Below are 15,975 nucleotides of genomic sequence, written 5' to 3' on the forward strand. Positions count from 1 at the left end.
TTAGTTCGCCGGCGGCACTCGCGCGCTTTCGGTGCGGCACGCGCCCTTCATGGTCGCGTAAAGCTCCTGCGCCGTGATGTGGCTTTGATAGGTCGTATCGATGCCTTCCTGCACGCGCTCCTTGTAGTCATCGGGCGCGCGCATCGGTGTGATCACGGCGTCGAGTCGCGCATGCGCTTCGCTGACAGGAATCCCGTCATCGCGCCAATGCGCCGCGGCCGATGCAGTCTGCGCCACGAGATAGCATTTCTGCTGCTGCGACATCAGCGACAGCGCCGGTCCCATGCTGTCGTATTTCACGGTCGGCCCGGTCGCACACCCCGCCAGAAGCGTGACGCCGATCAGCACCACCTGGTACCCTCTTTTCATTGCAGCTCCCCGAATGTCAGTCGAGCAATTCGATTATGTCCGCTGAATCGATCCGTTGATGATTCAGTTCTCGTGCCTGCGTCGACAAAGCGTAGCACATGGTCAGCGATCGAATCGGCGCAACGTGAAGGGCCGCTCGGGCCACATTCATTGACGAAACGGCAATGCCCTTCAACACAACAAAGTATTTATAATCAACCGCTTGACCGCTGCACGCAGGCCTGTTTCCAGTGAGAACAAGCCAGCTGGAAAGCGCCGCAAGGTTGGCGAAAGATCACTCATAAGCTATCGTCACGGCTTTCGGCTACGTCTTGTACACGGGCGAGCCGCCCTGCACTCACTCTCTCGCGAACGCGATTCCTACAGGCCCATGAGCAAAGCCCTGCCGCCGTCCTCTGCCGTTCCTGTTAGCGCCGAACCGCTCCCCGAAAAACCGGGCGACTCCTACGTGCAGTCGTTTGCGCGCGGCCTCGCCGTGATCCGCGCATTCAATGCGGACCGCCCCGCGCAAACGCTCACCGATGTCGCGTCCGCCACCGGGCTGACACGCGCAGGCGCACGCCGGATTCTCCTCACGTTGCAAACGCTCGGCTATGTCGAAGCCGAAGGACGGCTGTTCCGCCTGACGCCGAAGATTCTCGATCTCGGCTTCGCGTATCTGACATCGATGCCGTTCTGGAATCTCGCCGAGCCGGTCATGGAGAATCTCTCCGCGCAGGTTCACGAGAGCTGTTCGGCGGCCGTGCTCGATCGTACCGAGATCGTCTACGTGCTGCGCGTGCCGACTCACAAGATCATGACGATCAACCTGTCGATCGGCAGCCGGTTGCCCGCGTACTGCACGTCGATGGGACGTGTGTTGCTGGCCGCACTCGACGACGACACGCTCGATGCAACGCTCAGTTCCGCGCCGCTCTATGCGCACACACCGCGCACCGTCATCGACAAGGAGGAGTTGAAGAAGACGATCGTGCAGGTGCGTCGTCAGGGGTGGGCCATCGTCGATCAGGAACTGGAGGTCGGGCTGATCTCGCTGTCCGCGCCGATCCGCAACCGCCAGGGGCGTGTGATCGCTGCGATGAATATCAGTGGCAATGCGCAGCGCAATTCGGCCAAGCAGATGGTGAAAGCATTTCTAGAACCACTGCAACAGGCGGCGCAGAGCGTGTCGGAGATGATCGCACTGCGCAGTTGAATGCAGTCAAGTCAGCTCGAACGCATGCGTCCGAGCCTTGCTTGGTGCGTTGCGGTCAATCCGTAGCAGCCGTCGTGCGCGCCGTTTCGCGCAGCAGCGATATGGCAACCAGCGATATCAGTACGCACGTCGCGACATACCCCGCCGGCGCCAGCGGATTGCCGGTCACGCGGATGAGCCACGTTGCGACCAGTTGCGCCGTTCCGCCGAACACACACACGCTCAACGCATACGAAATCGAAATACCGGTCGCGCGCACATGGCGCGGAAACGACTCGCACATCAGCGCGAATTCCGAGGCCGAACCCATTGCGAAGAACAGCAGCATCAGCCCCGTCAGCGGCATGATCGTGGCCAGCGATGGAAAACGATCGATCAGGATAAACGCCGGAAATAGCAACAGCACGAGTACGCCGCGACCGATCAGCATCGGCCGCTTGCGACTGCCGATACGATCCGACAGCAGGCCGAACAGCGGACACGCGATCAACGTGACGCAACCCGACGTGACGCCGACGAGCATCGATAGCGACATCGGCAGCCCGAGCGTGTGGATCGCATAAGTCGGCATGTAGAACGTCAGGATGTAGGTCGAGACCGTACCGCCCATCACCGTCAACGTGAGCAGCACCAGCGTGCGCAGATGGTCGGTGAACAGCTCGCGCAGTACGCCGCGCTGGATGCCGTGCGCGTCTCCTGCGGTGTCGTCGGCGAGACGACGGCGCAGGTACAACCCGACCGGCGCGATCAGCAGACCGATCACAAACGGCACGCGCCAGCCCCAGCTTTCCAGCGACTCCTTCGACAACACCGCCGACAGCGTCGCCGCAATCCCCGAACCCATCAGCGCGGCACCGCCCTGTGTCGCGAGTTGCCAGCTCGCGCGAAAACCACGCCGCGCGCTATTACCTTGCTCGAGCAGCGTCGAGGTCGCCGCACCAAACTCACCGCCCTGCGAGAAACCCTGCACGAGCCGCGCGAACACGATCAGTATCGGTGCCGCTGCGCCAATCTGCGCATACGTCGGCGTGATCGCGATCAGGCCAGTGCCGAACGCCATTAGCATGATCGTGAGGTTCAGCGCGGCCTTGCGGCCCTTGCGGTCCGCATAGACGCCGAGCAGCACGCTACCGAGCGGTCTTGTGAAGAACCCGGCCGCAAACGTCGCCACCGACAACAGCAGCGACGTCGTCGGATTGGACGACGGAAAATACAGCTTGCCGATGATCACCGCAAAAAAACCGTAGACAGTGAAGTCGAAAAACTCGAGCCAGTTGCCGATCACCGCAGCGGCGATCGCGCTGCGGCTCGTGGGTCGTGATACGTCCAGGGCGTGGGTGGCCGTGTTCATCGGTGGTCGTCCTTGTCGCTGGATAGCGTGTGGTTGTTGTGGGGATGGCGGCGGAGGCACGCTCCTTTAGCGGCAGGTTCAGTGACTCAGATAACGCTCGACGAGTCGCGTCCAGAATGCCGCGCCGATCGGCAGGTTGTGATCGTTGAAGTCGTAGTGCGGGTTGTGCACCATGCAGCCGTCTTCGCCCACGCCGTTGCCGATGCGCAGGAACGTGCCCGGCCGTTTCTGCAGCATGAACGCGAAATCTTCACTGCCCATCAGGATGTCGGTCTGCGCGACGACCTTGTCGTCGCCGACCAGTTCGCGTGCGACGTCGATCGCGAACTGCGTCTCCTCATCCGAATTGACGACGACCGGATAGCCTTCGATGTAATCGACCACCGCTTCGCCGCCATAGCTCTGCGCCTGGCTCTGGGCGATCTCGACGATGCGCTTTTTCAGCAGCGCGCGCACTTCGGGGCTGAACGACCGCACGCTCAGTTCAAGCTTTGCGGTACTCGCGATCACGTTGTTCGCCGTGCCCGCATGCAGCGAGCCGACCGTCACCACCGACGGTTGCGACGGATCGACGTTGCGTGCCACGACGGTCTGCAGCGCCATGACGATGCTCGATGCGATCACCACCGGGTCCACCGTCAGATGCGGCCGCGCCGCGTGGCCGCCCACGCCCTTGACCGTGATGAACACCTTGTCGCCCGCGGACATGAACGGTCCCTTGCGGAACAGCAGCATGCCCGGCTCGGCACCCGGATGGTTGTGCAGGCCGAACACGGCATCGCATGGAAAACGTTCGAAGAGACCATCATCGATCATCTTCTTCGCGCCGCTATCCACGCCGCTTTCTTCGGCGGGCTGGAAGTACAGATGCACGATGCCCGAGAAACGGCGCGTCGCGGCGAGATGTTGTGCGGCGCCGAGCAGCATCGTCGTGTGGCCGTCGTGGCCGCATGCGTGCATCTTGCCGTGCGTCTCGCTCGCATACGGCAGGCCGGTTTCCTCGATGATCGGCAGCGCGTCCATGTCGGCGCGAATGCCGATGCGACGTGTGCCGTCGCCCACCTTCAGCGTACCGACCAGACCGGTGCGGCCCACGCCGCGCGTCACCTGCCAGCCCCACTGTTCGAGTTTCTCCGCGACGAACTTCGCGGTCTCCACTTCCTCGTAGGCGAGTTCCGGATGACGGTGGATGTGATGGCGGATCTCGCGCAGCCCTTCTGCGGCGGGCGCCAGATCGGCGATTTCGGTCAAACCGGCCGCAGAACCTGCGGTAACCGGGGCAGCGGCGTGGGGTGCTTCGCTCATCAGGAACTCCATGGATAGGTTCGGATATCTCGCGTGCCGCGGCCAGCGTAAGGGCCCGGCAAACTCGCCAGCACTATATCGGCGCCGTTTTGTTCGAATAAGATGCTGTTTTTTTCACCGTGATTAACGGTGTTTATCTCGGGGAATACCCTATGAAATTCCAGCACCTGCAGGCGTTCGTCGCGGCCGCCCACCATCGCAGTCTGCGCGCCGCCGCGCGGGAGTTGGGTATCACGCAGCCGGCCGTGACGCATACGATCCGCGAACTGGAAACCACGCTGAACGCGGAACTGATGATCCGCAGCGTGCGCGGCATCGAACTGACCGCATGCGGGCTCGCACTGCTGCCGCGCGCCGAACAGCTGCTCGGCGACATGCAGCGCACTGTCGAAGCGGTCGAGCAGGTGAAGGGTGAACTGGCCGGGAAGGTCAGTCTCGGCACGACACCGTCGATCGCACTGACGATGTTGCCGCAAGCGGTATCGACGTTTCGTCGCGCGATGCCGCTCGTGAGCCTGCATCTGGAGGAAGTGACCTTGCCCGAGGCGCTCGCGAAACTGCGCAACGGCACGCTCGATATCGCGACGACTCACCACGTACAGGCGCTCGATGCGGACCTTGTGCAGACGCCGTTGTTCTCGACGCAGTTCGTGGTGGCGATGCGGACCGGCCATCCGCTTGCTAACGCGCGACGGCTACACGAACTGCTCGATAGCGAATGGATCGTTACCGTCGGTACGGACGACGTGCCGCACAGCGTAGTGCACGCGATGTTCGATGGGCACGGGTTACCCGTGCCGAAGCGTGTGTTGCGTGCGCCGTCGTCGTTCGCCGTGACGCTCGGGCTCATATCGCAGACCGACGTGATTGCCTGCTTCACGCGACCGCTCGCGGCGGCGGTCGCGCCGCTCGGCGTGCGTGTTGTGGAGATCGAAGAGGCGTTGCCGGGTTATGACATCAGCGTGCTGTCACGCCGTGACTTACTGCCTACGCCGGCGGCATTGCAATTCGTGTCGTGTCTGCAGGATGCGGCGCGCGAGCGGATCGGCGGGTTGACCCGCTAAGAACATCAATTCACCGCTACAGAGAAAAACGACTTGCGAAGTCGTTTGGTGATTCGCTAGAAGCGCGATGCCGCTCGATGTGATTCCAGAGCCGCTTCGCGTGATTCAGCATCAGCACGTCAATCCACGCCGTAACCGCATGCGCGCTCAGAGAGGCGCTGTTGATAGACCCCATACCGCTGGTAAGACACGGTAAGGATCCCGATCCTTCCATCTCCTCACATAGAGCCCCGCACGACGTGCGAAGCTTCAATCACCACGCCGTATCGCTCTCTCGCTCATGCGATGGCCCTCCGTAGCCTGGGTGTTGTCGAACGGCAGGCGCTTTCACTGTTGCGTAGCGCAGACGGTTTACCGGGCAAAAAGTTTTTGATGTTGATCAAACAAATTTTGATCAATGTATTGTTGCCGCGTGATGACGAGTCACTCTTAGTAGCAAGCATCCTGGTCATGGACCTAACCGGCGTTGCCCGCTGGAACTCATGGCCTGGTGTTGCTTGACGCGCAATCCAACTTCTCTCGAATGATGCACAAGGTGCCGGCTACGCTTGCGCCGGCCTCGTCACATGTAGTTGAGCTAAAGAGTCATTACAAAAAACATTATTTGGTAATTGATAGAAACGAACCTTAGTAGTCTGTAATAAAAATAAATATTAAACAGAACTGTCGATTCTTTGAGCGTGTACTGGCTTGTACCAGAACACTCGCCAGAACAACGCTTGCCGGGACACGGCGTCGCGATGTTGCGACGCCGTGAATCGCGGAGAGAGGTCCAAAAAATATCTCTCCGCATAACAACGTATGACCTTACTGACAAGTGTGAGGAGCGAGATGAAAAAACGGGCATTGGCAATCACCATTAGAAAGACAATCTGGGCCGAACTGGCACTATCGACAGCGATCGCTGTTCCAGCATTCGCGCAAAGTCAACCTGTTGCGCCTGTCGCTGCGGCTTCGGGCACGGCTGCAGTTGCCGCACCTGCTGCGGCTTCGGACACAGCGGCAACCTCGACGAGCACGAGCAGCGACAAGAACGTCCAGCAGATGAAAACGTTCGAAGTGACAGGCTCGCTGATCCGTCAGGCGGACAAGACCGGCTTCAACCAGGTTCAGGTGATTTCGAACAAGGATATCCAGAACTCGGGGGAGCAGAGCGTGGCCAATTACATGCGCTCGATCTCGGCCAACTCCGCTGATAGTTGGGGGGAAGCGACCTCCAACAGCTTTGCCGCCGGCGGTTCCGGTATCGCACTGCGCGGTCTGAGCGAAAAGTACACGCTGGTGCTTGTCGACGGTCAGCGCGTTGCGCCGTTTGCATTCGCCGTCAACGGCTCGGACCAGTTCTTCGACCTGAATACACTCCCGCTCAGTTCGATCGATCGCATCGAAGTCGTCAAAACGGGGGCGGTGTCGCAATACGGCTCGGACGCGATTGCGGGTGTCGTGAACATCATCACGAAGCATGATTATCAGGGTCTGGAAGTCGACGGCAGCTATGGCGGCGCCACCCAGGGCGGCGCCGGTACCACCAAGTTCAGTGTCCTCGGGGGCTTCGGCAACCTGACGTCCGATCGCTACAACATCACTGCGACCGCCAGTTACTACAAAGACAACGGCTTTACGCTTGCCGATCGCGACACGACTGCGAACCAGAACTTCAGCAACTCGCCGTATGGCGGCAGTGTGCAGACACCGACGTATCTCCTGAACCCCAACACGGGTGTCGCATCGGTGCCAGGCAATTGCGCCGGCGGCTCGGTCGTGCCGTCGTCCAGCAGCCTGATCGCATCGCAAACCGGAGCGATAAACTCCGGTAACGTTTGCCTGAAGAATACGGCTCAAGACTATTCGATTCAGCCGATGACCGAGCGTTTTAACGTCAAGGTTCACGGGGACTTCAAGATCAACGACCAGACGACGGCATATGCCGACTTATGGGAAAGTAACAACACGACGACCACGAACGATGGGCCCACACTCGTCGGTAACGGCCTCGTGTACAACCCGGTCACCAAGACCGTCAGCCCGTATTCGGCCATCGTTCCGGCCAGCAATCCGTACAACACGACGGGCGCCGCGCAAGAGCTTTTTGGCTACCTGCCGACGACGTATAACTCAGTGACCCATTCGAACTTCTATCGTGTGGGAACAGGGGTGAAGGGGACTTTTTCGGTGGGCCAGGAAGACTGGGACTGGAATTTGGGGTACACCCACTCGCAGAGCACGGTCAGCAACACGCTCAACGGTGTGGTCAATCCGACCGCTCTGACCAGCGCGCTCCAGAACGGTACGTATGACTTTGCGAATCCGTCGCTGACACCGAACGGTCTGAACGGTGTGTTGACTACAGCAAGCAACCTCGGCATTTCCAAGCTTGATGCTATCGACGGCACCCTGTCGACACCGAACCTGTTCCACATTCCGACCGGTGATGTCGGCCTGGGTCTGGGTACGCAGTTCCTGCACGAAAGCGAACTGATCGAAGAAGGCGGCAACACGATGAGCGGCGACGTGCTGAACCCCAACCTCCAGCAGGTTTCGGGCGAGCGCAACGTTGCTGCCGTGTACTATCAGATCGATATTCCGCTGATCAACAAGATGCTAACGTTCAGCCAGTCGGGCCGCTATGATCACTACAGCGACTTCGGTGGCGCATTCTCGCCGCGTTTCGCGTTGCGGTTCCAGCCGATCCAGCAGTTGACTACGTACGCTTCGTATAACCGTGGTTTCCGCGCACCGGAATTCCTCGAAAATACGAACTCGTCCAACATCGGCATCATGCCGGTTGGTCCGAATGGTCAGGACGAAAACGTCATCACCGAAGGAAACCCGAGTCTGCAGCCGGAACGTACCAAGAACTACAACATCGGCTTCGAACTGTCGCCGACCCGTACGACCGACGTGGGTGTCGACTGGTACAGGATTCACGTCGACAACGCGATCGGTACTGTGATCAATCCTTCGGCCACGGTCTACAACCCGGATGGTTCGATCGCGTACATGGTCAACCAGTACGAAAACCTGGGGTCGTTCGATACGGATGGCTTCGAAACGACGTTCTCGCAGTCGATACCGACCAGGATCGGTACGTTCAGGTTCTCGGCTGACTGGGCCTATGTGTGGCACTTTACGATGAACGGGATCGGCGGCGTGACGTCGGTCGACGGCGCGGGTAATGATCTGACGCTCGCACAGCCGTTTGGCGGTTCGTTCCCGCGCTGGAAGGGCAACACGGACCTGTCGTGGTCGTACCACAAGTGGACCGCCGATCTGGCATGGCAGTACACGGGTCCGTACTCCGATGCGCTGGGTCTCGACTACTCCACCGCGTCGTATAGCCAGTTCAACCTGAACGTGACGTACGCGGGCTTCAAGCACTGGACGATCTACGGCGGCATCAACAACATCTTCAACAAGGCGCCTCCGTACGATCCGCTGTGGCTCAACCAGACCGACCTGACCGGTTACGATCAGTCGCTGTACACGTACACGGGCCGTTACCTGCAAATCGGCGCAAGGTACAAGTTCTAACGCGCAGCAGCTTCCCCTCTCGCGGTCGCTCCGGTTTGCATGGTCCTGAGCGGCCGCTTTTTTGCGCTTTTTCCTTTTATGTATCGCGGCGCGGGCGAGTTGACCTGAGGTGGAAAGTTCAGCCGGTGCGCTGCACGCGCTCGCTTTCGAGCGCACCGCACAGCACATTCACGAACGCGTCGCCCGCTTCTTCGAGTGCGCCGGAGTTATCGATGGTCGTCACGCGTACGTTGTCCGGTACCGCGAACGGTGCCTGACGCGCGAGGCGCGCCGCGACTTCGTCCGTTGTTTCGCGCGCACGTGCACCGAGTCGTGCGGCAAGAATATGCGGCTCGGCAATCACGTGAACCAGCTGCGTGTGCGGATAACGCGCCAGCGCATGCGGCACATGCTGCCGTGATCCATTGATGACGACCGCGCAGCCGCGCGCCAGCCATGCGTCGAGTTCGACGCCGATGCCGTAGCGCAATGTGTGGCTCGACCACTCGAGCGCGAAGAGACCCAGTGCGGAACGCACGTCGAATTCGTCGGCGGACAACGCAATGTGATTCTCGCCGCTACCGGCGGCCCGCGTGATGTAGCGATGCGCGAACAATATCGATTCGCCTGCAAGACGGCTGCGCGCAAAACCGAGCAGCGCATCCTTGCCCGCACCCGAAGGCCCCATCACATAGATCAAACGACCTTGCATCGATGCTCCGTATTACCTGTCGCGAGTATGAGAAAACGTCAGCCGCTGCCAGAGCACGAATGGCTCGCCAGCCGCGGGCTCGACAAACAGCGCCGCGCCTTCCACGGGTAGCGGCCCCAGATGCGGCGCCCGTCCATGCCACCACGCGAGCAATGCATCGCGCTCACTGGCTAGATCGAGCGAATTCGACAACGTCATATGAAAGCGGAATTCGTCGAACACATACGGATAGCCCCACTCGATCAGCAACGCGCGCTGACGTTCGGTCAATGGGGCTTCGAGGCGGCGCGCGAGATCGGCGGGGGTCGATGCAGCACGTAGCGCAGCGAGCGCGTGCAAGGCGGTGGCGGCGAGGTCGCGCATCTGTTCCTCGGCCGTGGATGTCGCCGGTCGCAACGCCACGAAATCGCCGAGCCGGGCCGCCTCGACAGGCAAGGCAAAACCGCTGCATGTTTGCGCCCAATGACGCGCGCTCGCGAGCACGTCGTGCTGCGTCACACCGTCGGCAAGGCGAAACGGCGCGACGAGCGTACCGTGCCAGCCGTAGCGCCGCGGCGCCTGCGTCAGATCGGCTAGCGGCCGCTGCAGCCCCTCAGGTTGTGGCGCCGCGCACGACACGCCGCTTTCCGCATCGCGCCCCAGCCAGTCGCACCCCGCGTGCCACCAGGCGGAATCACGAGGCGGCGCGTAGTAAAGCGCGAAACGCGCGGTGGCTGGCCAGTCCACATCGACCGCTGCACTCATACGTCGTGTTCCACCATCAGTTGCACGCGGTCCGCGGCAAAGTGCGTAAAGCCATACTTGATCGCGACACCATTGAGGTCGACGTCGACGTTCTCGACCCACAGCACCGGCTGCTGGCGATTGATGTTGAGACGCCGCGCCACCTCTGCGTCGGGCAACACACTACCGATACGGCTCCACTTGCGCAGATAATCCGCGATGCCGTATTCCGCCATCGCCTTCGTCATGCCGCCGGCGCGTTCGAGTACGGCCGGCAGATTCGCGAAGCGCGCAGCCGGAAACCAGTTGCGCGCGTACGTGAGCGGCACACCATCCATTTCGCTGAGCGCCTCGATCCGGTACACAAGTGCCCCGGCGCGCAACCCGAGCGCCTTCGCAACACCCGGTTCTGCTTTCACCCGTACCGCCGACAACATCGTGCCGCCCGCTGCGTGATGCTGCCGGCGCAGGTTCTCGGTGAAGCGGGTACGCCGGCCGATCGAGTAATCGATCGCGCCGGGCTGCACGAAGGTGCCACGCCCCTGCTCGACCGTCACGAGTCCGAGCGCTGCAAGACCGAGCATCGCGCGTCGCACCGTGTGGCGGTTCACGTCGAAACGCTTCGCGAGTTCGCCTTCGCTCGGCAGACGGCCATCTTCGCCAAAACCACTGGCCGCGATCTCGGCCGCGAGTATCTGTTCGATCTGCCGCCACACGGCAACGCCGCCGCCTCGTTCCACCGTCGTGCCCGGCGTTGCGCCGTCATTCGATGTCATGGTGCTGTCATTCCTTTCGGTTCCAATATCACTGGATGCATTGTAGTGCGCAAGCCGTGATGGAATTATGAAATGTCCATCACGCGAGACAGGGTGCATTTTACCTCTAAACGTCTAGACGTTTAGATGAATAAATGGTCAAATGGCGGTACGCTGGATCGACAGGACATCTTCATGAGCGTTGCCTCCCCCTCTTCCGTTTCACCACCTGCATCGGGCGCCGCCCGGCGCGCATGGATGGCGGTGTTCGCCCGCACGCCGCGCGCCGCACTCGAAGCTGCGTTCGAACGCGCGCTGGAAGGTACCCCGGCACCTGCATTCGACTGGCTGCGGCCGCCGGAAATCGGCCTTGCGATGGTGCGCGGGCGCATCGGCGGTAGTGGCGATCCGTTCAATCTCGGCGAGGCCACCGTGACGCGCGCCACGCTGCGTCTGCGCGAACCGGAAGGCCATGCGCCGGTCGGCGTTGCGTGTCATCTCGGTCGTGACCGACGGCGCGCCGAACTGGCTGCGCTGGCCGATGCACTGCTGCAACTGCCCGAACATCATGCGCGGTTGCACGCGCAACTGGTCGCTCCGCTCGCCGCACAACTGGTGGCGGCACGCGCGGCAAAACAGGAAGACGTCGCGTCGACGCGCGTCGAATTTTTCACGATGGTTCGAGGCGACTGATGAACGCTACATCAACCGATGCGCACATTGCACTCTCCACACTGACACCAGGGTTTGCCGATCCGGTGCATGACACGCAAGCGGTATTTCGCACGCTGCTCGATGTGTTGTCGCGTCCCGGCACCGTCGGCACGATCGACCATGTGCTGCCTGCAGCCCGTGCGTCGGGCAGTTCGCACACGCGCGCCGATCTTGCCGCCTTCGCCGCCCTGCTCACACTGTGCGATTACTCGACACCTGTCTGGCTCGCGCAGCCGGATGCGGCGCTCGGTTCTGCACTGCGCTTTCATACCGGCGCCCCGCTTGTCGACGAACCGCACGAAGCGGCGTTCGCCTACGTGCACGATGCGGACGCGCTGCCAGCGCTCGCCAGCTTTGCGCTCGGCGAACCAGAAACACCGGAGCAATCTGTCACGCTGCTGGTGCGTGTCGATGCATTGAGAGGCGGCTCACCCGTGGTGTTGAGCGGCCCCGGCATCAAGACGACCGCGACCATTGCGCCACTCGGTTTACCCGAACGCTTCTGGCAAGAACGCGCGGCGCTTGCCCCGCTCTTTCCGTGCGGTATCGATTGCTATCTGGTGTGCGGCGATGCTGTAATCGGCCTGGCGCGCACGACCCGTGTGGAGGTCAGCCCATGTATGTAGCCGTCAAAGGTGGCGAGCGCGCGATCGAGGCATCGTGGCGTTTGCTCGACAAGGAGCGCCGCGGCGACACGCAGTTTGCCGCGCTGACTGTCACGCAGATCCGCGAACAGTTGCGGCTCGCGGTCGCGCGCGTGATGACCGAGGGCTCGGTGTACGACGAAGAGCTGGCCGCGCTCGCGATCAAGCAGGCCGCCGGCGATCTCGTCGAAGCAATCTTCCTGCTGCGCGCGTATCGCACGACGTTGCCGCGTTTCGGCTATACATGTGCGGTCGAAACGGAGCACATGCAGATTGCACGGCGCATCTCCGCGACCTTCAAGGATGTACCCGGCGGCCAGTTGCTCGGTGCAACCTACGATTACACGCAACGGCTGCTCGATTTCGCATTGCTTGCGGACAGCGACGCGGCATCATCCGACCCGGCAATCGCACCACGCACTTCCGCCCACGCACCATCCGAACCGATGCCGCGCGTCGTCACACTACTCGACCGCGAAGGACTGATCGAACAGGAAACACCGTCGCCCGATGCTCCCGAACCCGGCGATCTATCGCGCGAACCGCTCGCGTTTCCGGCGAGCCGCGCCACGCGCCTGCAAAATCTCGCGCGCGGCGACGAAGGTTTTCTGCTCGCGATGGGTTACGCGACGCAACGCGGCTACGCGCATTCGCACCCGTTCGCGGGCGAAATCCGCTTCGGCACGATCGCAGTCGAAATGGAACTCGACGAACTCGGCGAAGCGGTCGAGATCGGCGAGATCGATGTCACCGAATGCCAGATGATCAATCAGTTCGCCGGTAGTTCGAGTGTGCCGCCCGCGTTCACGCAGGGCTACGGTCTCGCGTTCGGGCATTCTGAGCGCAAGGCAATGGCGATGGCACTCGTCGATCGCGCGCTGCGTGCCGACGAACTCGGCGAAACGCTCGCGTCCCCCACGCAGGACATCGAATTCATGCTTTCGCACAGCGATAACGTCGAAGCGTCGGGTTTTGTGCAGCATCTGAAGCTGCCGCATTACGTGGACTTTCAATCCGAACTCGAACTCGTGCGGCGTCTGCGGGCGCAGCATGAGGCGGACGACAAGCGCGACGAATCGATCAACGAGGACCAAGCCGCATGAACGCGACCGACACCCCGTCTACTGCACACGCTCTCGCTACACCGGCAGCAAGCGACTACGACCGTGCCGCCGAGGGCTACAACTTCGCCTACCTCGACGAACAGACCAAGCGGATGATCCGCCGCGCGCTGCTGAAAGCCGTCGCGGTGCCTGGCTATCAGGTGCCGTTTGCAGCACGCGAAATGCCGCTACCGTTCGGCTGGGGCACCGGCGGCATTCAGGTGACCGCCGCGATCATCGGCCGCACCGACACACTGAAGGTGATCGACCAGGGTTCCGACGAAACGACCAACGCGGTCAACATCCGCCGCTTCTTTGCGCGCACAACGGGCGTCGCGACGACACAGCGCACGGTGGACGCCACCATCGTGCAGACCCGTCACCGGATCCCCGAAGCGCCGCTCACCGACAAGCAGATTCTCGTCTACCAGGTGCCGATGCCCGAGCCGTTGTACAAGCTCGAACCACGCGCCACCGAATGCAAGAAACTGCATGCGCTCGCCGACTACGGTCTGATCAGCGTGAAGCTCTACGAGGACATCGTGCGCCACGGCAGCATCGCGACGACCTACGACTACCCGGTGATCGTCAATGGCCGCTACCTCGCATCGCCATCGCCGATTCCGAAGTTCGACAACCCGAAGATGCATATGAACCCCGCATTGCAACTGTTCGGCGCGGGCCGCGAACGTCGCATCCACGCGATTCCGCCGTACACGCCGGTGCGCAGCCTCGACTTCGACGACCACCCGTTCGAGATACAGCACTGGGACCATGCGTGCGCGCTGTGTGGATCGAAGGAAAGCTTTCTCGACGAGATGATCGTCGACGATGCGGGCACGCGCATGTTCGTCTGCTCCGATAGCGACTACTGCCATCAGCGGCGCGATGCGGAAGCCCCCAACTCCGATGAAGTTCACCACGGAGACACCGCATGAAACCGCTGCTGAGCGCCCGTGGCATCACCAAACAGTTTGGCGGCCGCAACGGTTGCACTAACGTCAGCTTCGATCTGTATCCTGGCGAAGTGTTGTGTATCGTCGGTGAATCGGGTTCGGGCAAGACGACCTTGCTCAACACGCTCGCGCTGCGCACTGAAGCCGACCGCGGCACGCTGCACTACGCGGCCTCGCATGGCGACACGCTCGATCTGTTCGCACTGTCCGAGCCGCGCCGCCGTCTGTTGATGCGCACCGAGTGGGGCTTCGTCCAGCAGAATCCGCGCGACGGATTGCGCGTCGGCGTGTCGGCCGGTGCGAACATCGGCGAGCCGTTGATGGCGGTCGGCGCGCGCCACTACGGCCGGATTCGCGACACCGCAACGCAGTGGATGCAGCGTGTCGAACTCGACGCGACGCGCATCGACGAACTGCCCGCCGCGTTTTCGGGCGGCATGCAACAGCGTCTGCAGATCGCGCGCAACCTGGTGACCGGTCCACGTCTCGTGTTCATGGACGAACCCACGGCCGGGCTCGACGTGTCGGTGCAGGCGCGCCTGCTCGATCTGCTGCGCACGCTGACAGCGACGCTGCATCTGTCGGTGCTGATCGTCACGCACGATATCGGTGTGGCCCGCCTGCTCGCGCACCGGTTGATGGTGATGCAAGGCGGCGAGGTAGTCGAAGCCGGTCTCACCGACCAGGTACTCGACGACCCGCAGCATCCCTATACGCAAACGCTGGTGTCGTCGGTTCTGCCGGTCTGACGTCCGCACTCGAGACAAACCATGTCCTCCATCGAATTTCGCAACCCCACGCGCGCATTCGCTGACAACGCCGCGTTGATGCTGCGCGCCGTCGATCTCGGCAAGACCTTCACGCTGCACGGCCAGGGCGGCGTGCGCATCGATGCGCTAGCGGGTGTATCGCTCGATGTCGAACGCGGCGAATGCGTGGTACTGGTCGGACCATCCGGTGCCGGCAAGAGCACGCTGTTGCGCTGCCTGTACGGCAACTATCTGGCGAGCCGCGGCACGATTGCGATTCGCGACGACTCGCAGGCAGCGCAGCACATCACGATCACCACCGCGGAACCGCACGACGTGCTGCACTTACGGCGCAGCGTAGTCGGCTACGTGAGCCAGTTTCTGCGCGTGATTCCGCGCGTGCCGACGCTCACGCTCGTCGCCGAACCGCTGGTGTCGCGCGGTGTCGAACCCGCCGAAGCCGAGGCGCGCGCCAGCGCATTGCTGGCGCGATTGAATGTGCCGCAGCGACTGTGGCTGCTTGCGCCCGCAACGTTCTCTGGTGGCGAACAGCAGCGCGTGAATATCGCGCGCGGACTGATCGCGGGACATCCGCTGTTGCTGCTCGACGAACCGACTGCATCGCTCGATGCGGAAAACCGCGCTATCGTGGCCGAACTGATCGTTGAAGCGCGTGAACGCGGCGCGGCGATCGTCGGCATTTTCCACGACGAGGACACGCGTGCGCAGGTCGCGACGCGCCGCCTCGAACTGCAGCCGCCGCTGCGCGACGCGGCCGCGCTGCACTGAATACGCTGCATACACTGAACACCACGGAGCCTGTCG

At 62.0% G+C, this 15,975-nt stretch carries 16 protein-coding genes; 10 read left to right on the forward strand and 6 right to left on the reverse strand.

Annotated elements, in window-relative coordinates; genetic code table 11:
• A complete protein-coding gene (locus BWP39_RS24620; protein WP_096724882.1) occupies window positions 1–369 on the reverse strand; it encodes a hypothetical protein in 369 nt (122 codons plus the stop codon).
• Between the two features lie 370 nt (window positions 370–739).
• Here BWP39_RS24620 and BWP39_RS24625 point away from each other — a divergent pair, with 370 nt between their 5' ends.
• Entirely contained in the window at window positions 740–1,564 is an 825-nt protein-coding gene (locus BWP39_RS24625) for an IclR family transcriptional regulator (protein WP_096724883.1), read from the forward strand.
• Between the two features lie 55 nt (window positions 1,565–1,619).
• Here BWP39_RS24625 and BWP39_RS24630 read toward each other — a convergent pair whose 3' ends face one another.
• Both BWP39_RS24630 and BWP39_RS24635 read right to left on the reverse strand, forming a co-directional pair.
• Complete coding sequence (locus BWP39_RS24630; RefSeq protein ID WP_096724884.1) at window positions 1,620–2,915, reverse strand: MFS transporter; 1,296 nt, start codon at window positions 2,913–2,915, stop codon at window positions 1,620–1,622.
• A gap of 78 nt (window positions 2,916–2,993) precedes the next feature.
• Window positions 2,994–4,220 (reverse strand): M20 aminoacylase family protein, encoded by a 1,227-nt coding sequence (locus tag BWP39_RS24635; protein WP_096726151.1) that lies wholly within the window; start codon window positions 4,218–4,220, stop codon window positions 2,994–2,996.
• Between the two features lie 152 nt (window positions 4,221–4,372).
• Between BWP39_RS24635 and BWP39_RS24640 the strand changes: the two genes are divergently transcribed.
• The 3 genes from BWP39_RS24640 to BWP39_RS24650 all read left to right on the forward strand — a co-directional run bounded on the left by BWP39_RS24640 (window position 4,373) and on the right by BWP39_RS24650 (window position 8,815).
• Window positions 4,373–5,284 carry a LysR family transcriptional regulator gene (locus BWP39_RS24640; protein WP_096724885.1) on the forward strand — a complete coding sequence of 304 codons (912 nt, stop codon included), beginning with the start codon at window positions 4,373–4,375 and terminating at the stop codon, window positions 5,282–5,284.
• Between the two features lie 285 nt (window positions 5,285–5,569).
• Complete coding sequence (locus tag BWP39_RS24645) at window positions 5,570–5,785, forward strand: hypothetical protein (protein WP_096724886.1); 216 nt, start codon at window positions 5,570–5,572, stop codon at window positions 5,783–5,785.
• A gap of 330 nt (window positions 5,786–6,115) precedes the next feature.
• The gene (locus BWP39_RS24650) at window positions 6,116–8,815 is read left to right on the forward strand and encodes a TonB-dependent receptor (protein ID WP_096724887.1); all 2,700 of its coding nucleotides are present in this window, start codon (window positions 6,116–6,118) and stop codon (window positions 8,813–8,815) included.
• A 118-nt stretch (window positions 8,816–8,933) separates the two neighbouring features.
• Here BWP39_RS24650 and phnN read toward each other — a convergent pair whose 3' ends face one another.
• From phnN to phnF, 3 genes are read right to left on the reverse strand one after another with little or no spacing between them, the layout of a single operon-like run.
• On the reverse strand, window positions 8,934–9,506 hold the full coding sequence (gene phnN / locus BWP39_RS24655; protein WP_096724888.1) for a phosphonate metabolism protein/1,5-bisphosphokinase (PRPP-forming) PhnN: 573 nt from the start codon (window positions 9,504–9,506) through the stop codon (window positions 8,934–8,936).
• 12 nt (window positions 9,507–9,518) lie between these two features.
• A complete protein-coding gene (locus BWP39_RS24660; protein ID WP_096724889.1) occupies window positions 9,519–10,250 on the reverse strand; it encodes a DUF1045 domain-containing protein in 732 nt (243 codons plus the stop codon).
• The gene (phnF, locus tag BWP39_RS24665; RefSeq protein ID WP_096724890.1) at window positions 10,247–11,005 is read right to left on the reverse strand and encodes a phosphonate metabolism transcriptional regulator PhnF; all 759 of its coding nucleotides are present in this window, start codon (window positions 11,003–11,005) and stop codon (window positions 10,247–10,249) included. Before phnF ends, BWP39_RS24660 begins: the two co-directional genes overlap by 4 nt.
• A 174-nt stretch (window positions 11,006–11,179) precedes the next feature.
• Between phnF and phnG the strand changes: the two genes are divergently transcribed.
• The 6 genes from phnG to phnL are packed head-to-tail and all read left to right on the forward strand — an operon-like array spanning window position 11,180 to window position 15,939.
• Window positions 11,180–11,677, forward strand: coding sequence for a phosphonate C-P lyase system protein PhnG (gene phnG / locus BWP39_RS24670; protein WP_096726152.1), 498 nt, complete (start codon window positions 11,180–11,182; stop codon window positions 11,675–11,677).
• The gene (gene phnH / locus BWP39_RS24675) at window positions 11,677–12,324 is read left to right on the forward strand and encodes a phosphonate C-P lyase system protein PhnH (protein WP_096724891.1); all 648 of its coding nucleotides are present in this window, start codon (window positions 11,677–11,679) and stop codon (window positions 12,322–12,324) included. The genes phnG and phnH overlap by 1 nt, the downstream gene beginning before the upstream one ends.
• On the forward strand, window positions 12,315–13,445 hold the full coding sequence (locus BWP39_RS24680) for a carbon-phosphorus lyase complex subunit PhnI (protein ID WP_096724892.1): 1,131 nt from the start codon (window positions 12,315–12,317) through the stop codon (window positions 13,443–13,445). The genes phnH and BWP39_RS24680 overlap by 10 nt, the downstream gene beginning before the upstream one ends.
• Complete coding sequence (locus BWP39_RS24685; protein WP_096724893.1) at window positions 13,442–14,383, forward strand: alpha-D-ribose 1-methylphosphonate 5-phosphate C-P-lyase PhnJ; 942 nt, start codon at window positions 13,442–13,444, stop codon at window positions 14,381–14,383. Before BWP39_RS24680 ends, BWP39_RS24685 begins: the two co-directional genes overlap by 4 nt.
• Complete coding sequence (gene phnK / locus BWP39_RS24690; protein WP_096724894.1) at window positions 14,380–15,150, forward strand: phosphonate C-P lyase system protein PhnK; 771 nt, start codon at window positions 14,380–14,382, stop codon at window positions 15,148–15,150. The genes BWP39_RS24685 and phnK overlap by 4 nt, the downstream gene beginning before the upstream one ends.
• Before the next feature lie 21 nt (window positions 15,151–15,171).
• Entirely contained in the window at window positions 15,172–15,939 is a 768-nt protein-coding gene (phnL, locus tag BWP39_RS24695) for a phosphonate C-P lyase system protein PhnL (RefSeq protein ID WP_096724895.1), read from the forward strand.
• The last annotated feature ends 36 nt before the right edge of the window (window positions 15,940–15,975 follow it).

It is taken from the genome of Paraburkholderia acidicola (assembly GCF_002362315.1).
GTDB classification, from domain to species: domain Bacteria; phylum Pseudomonadota; class Gammaproteobacteria; order Burkholderiales; family Burkholderiaceae; genus Paraburkholderia; species Paraburkholderia acidicola.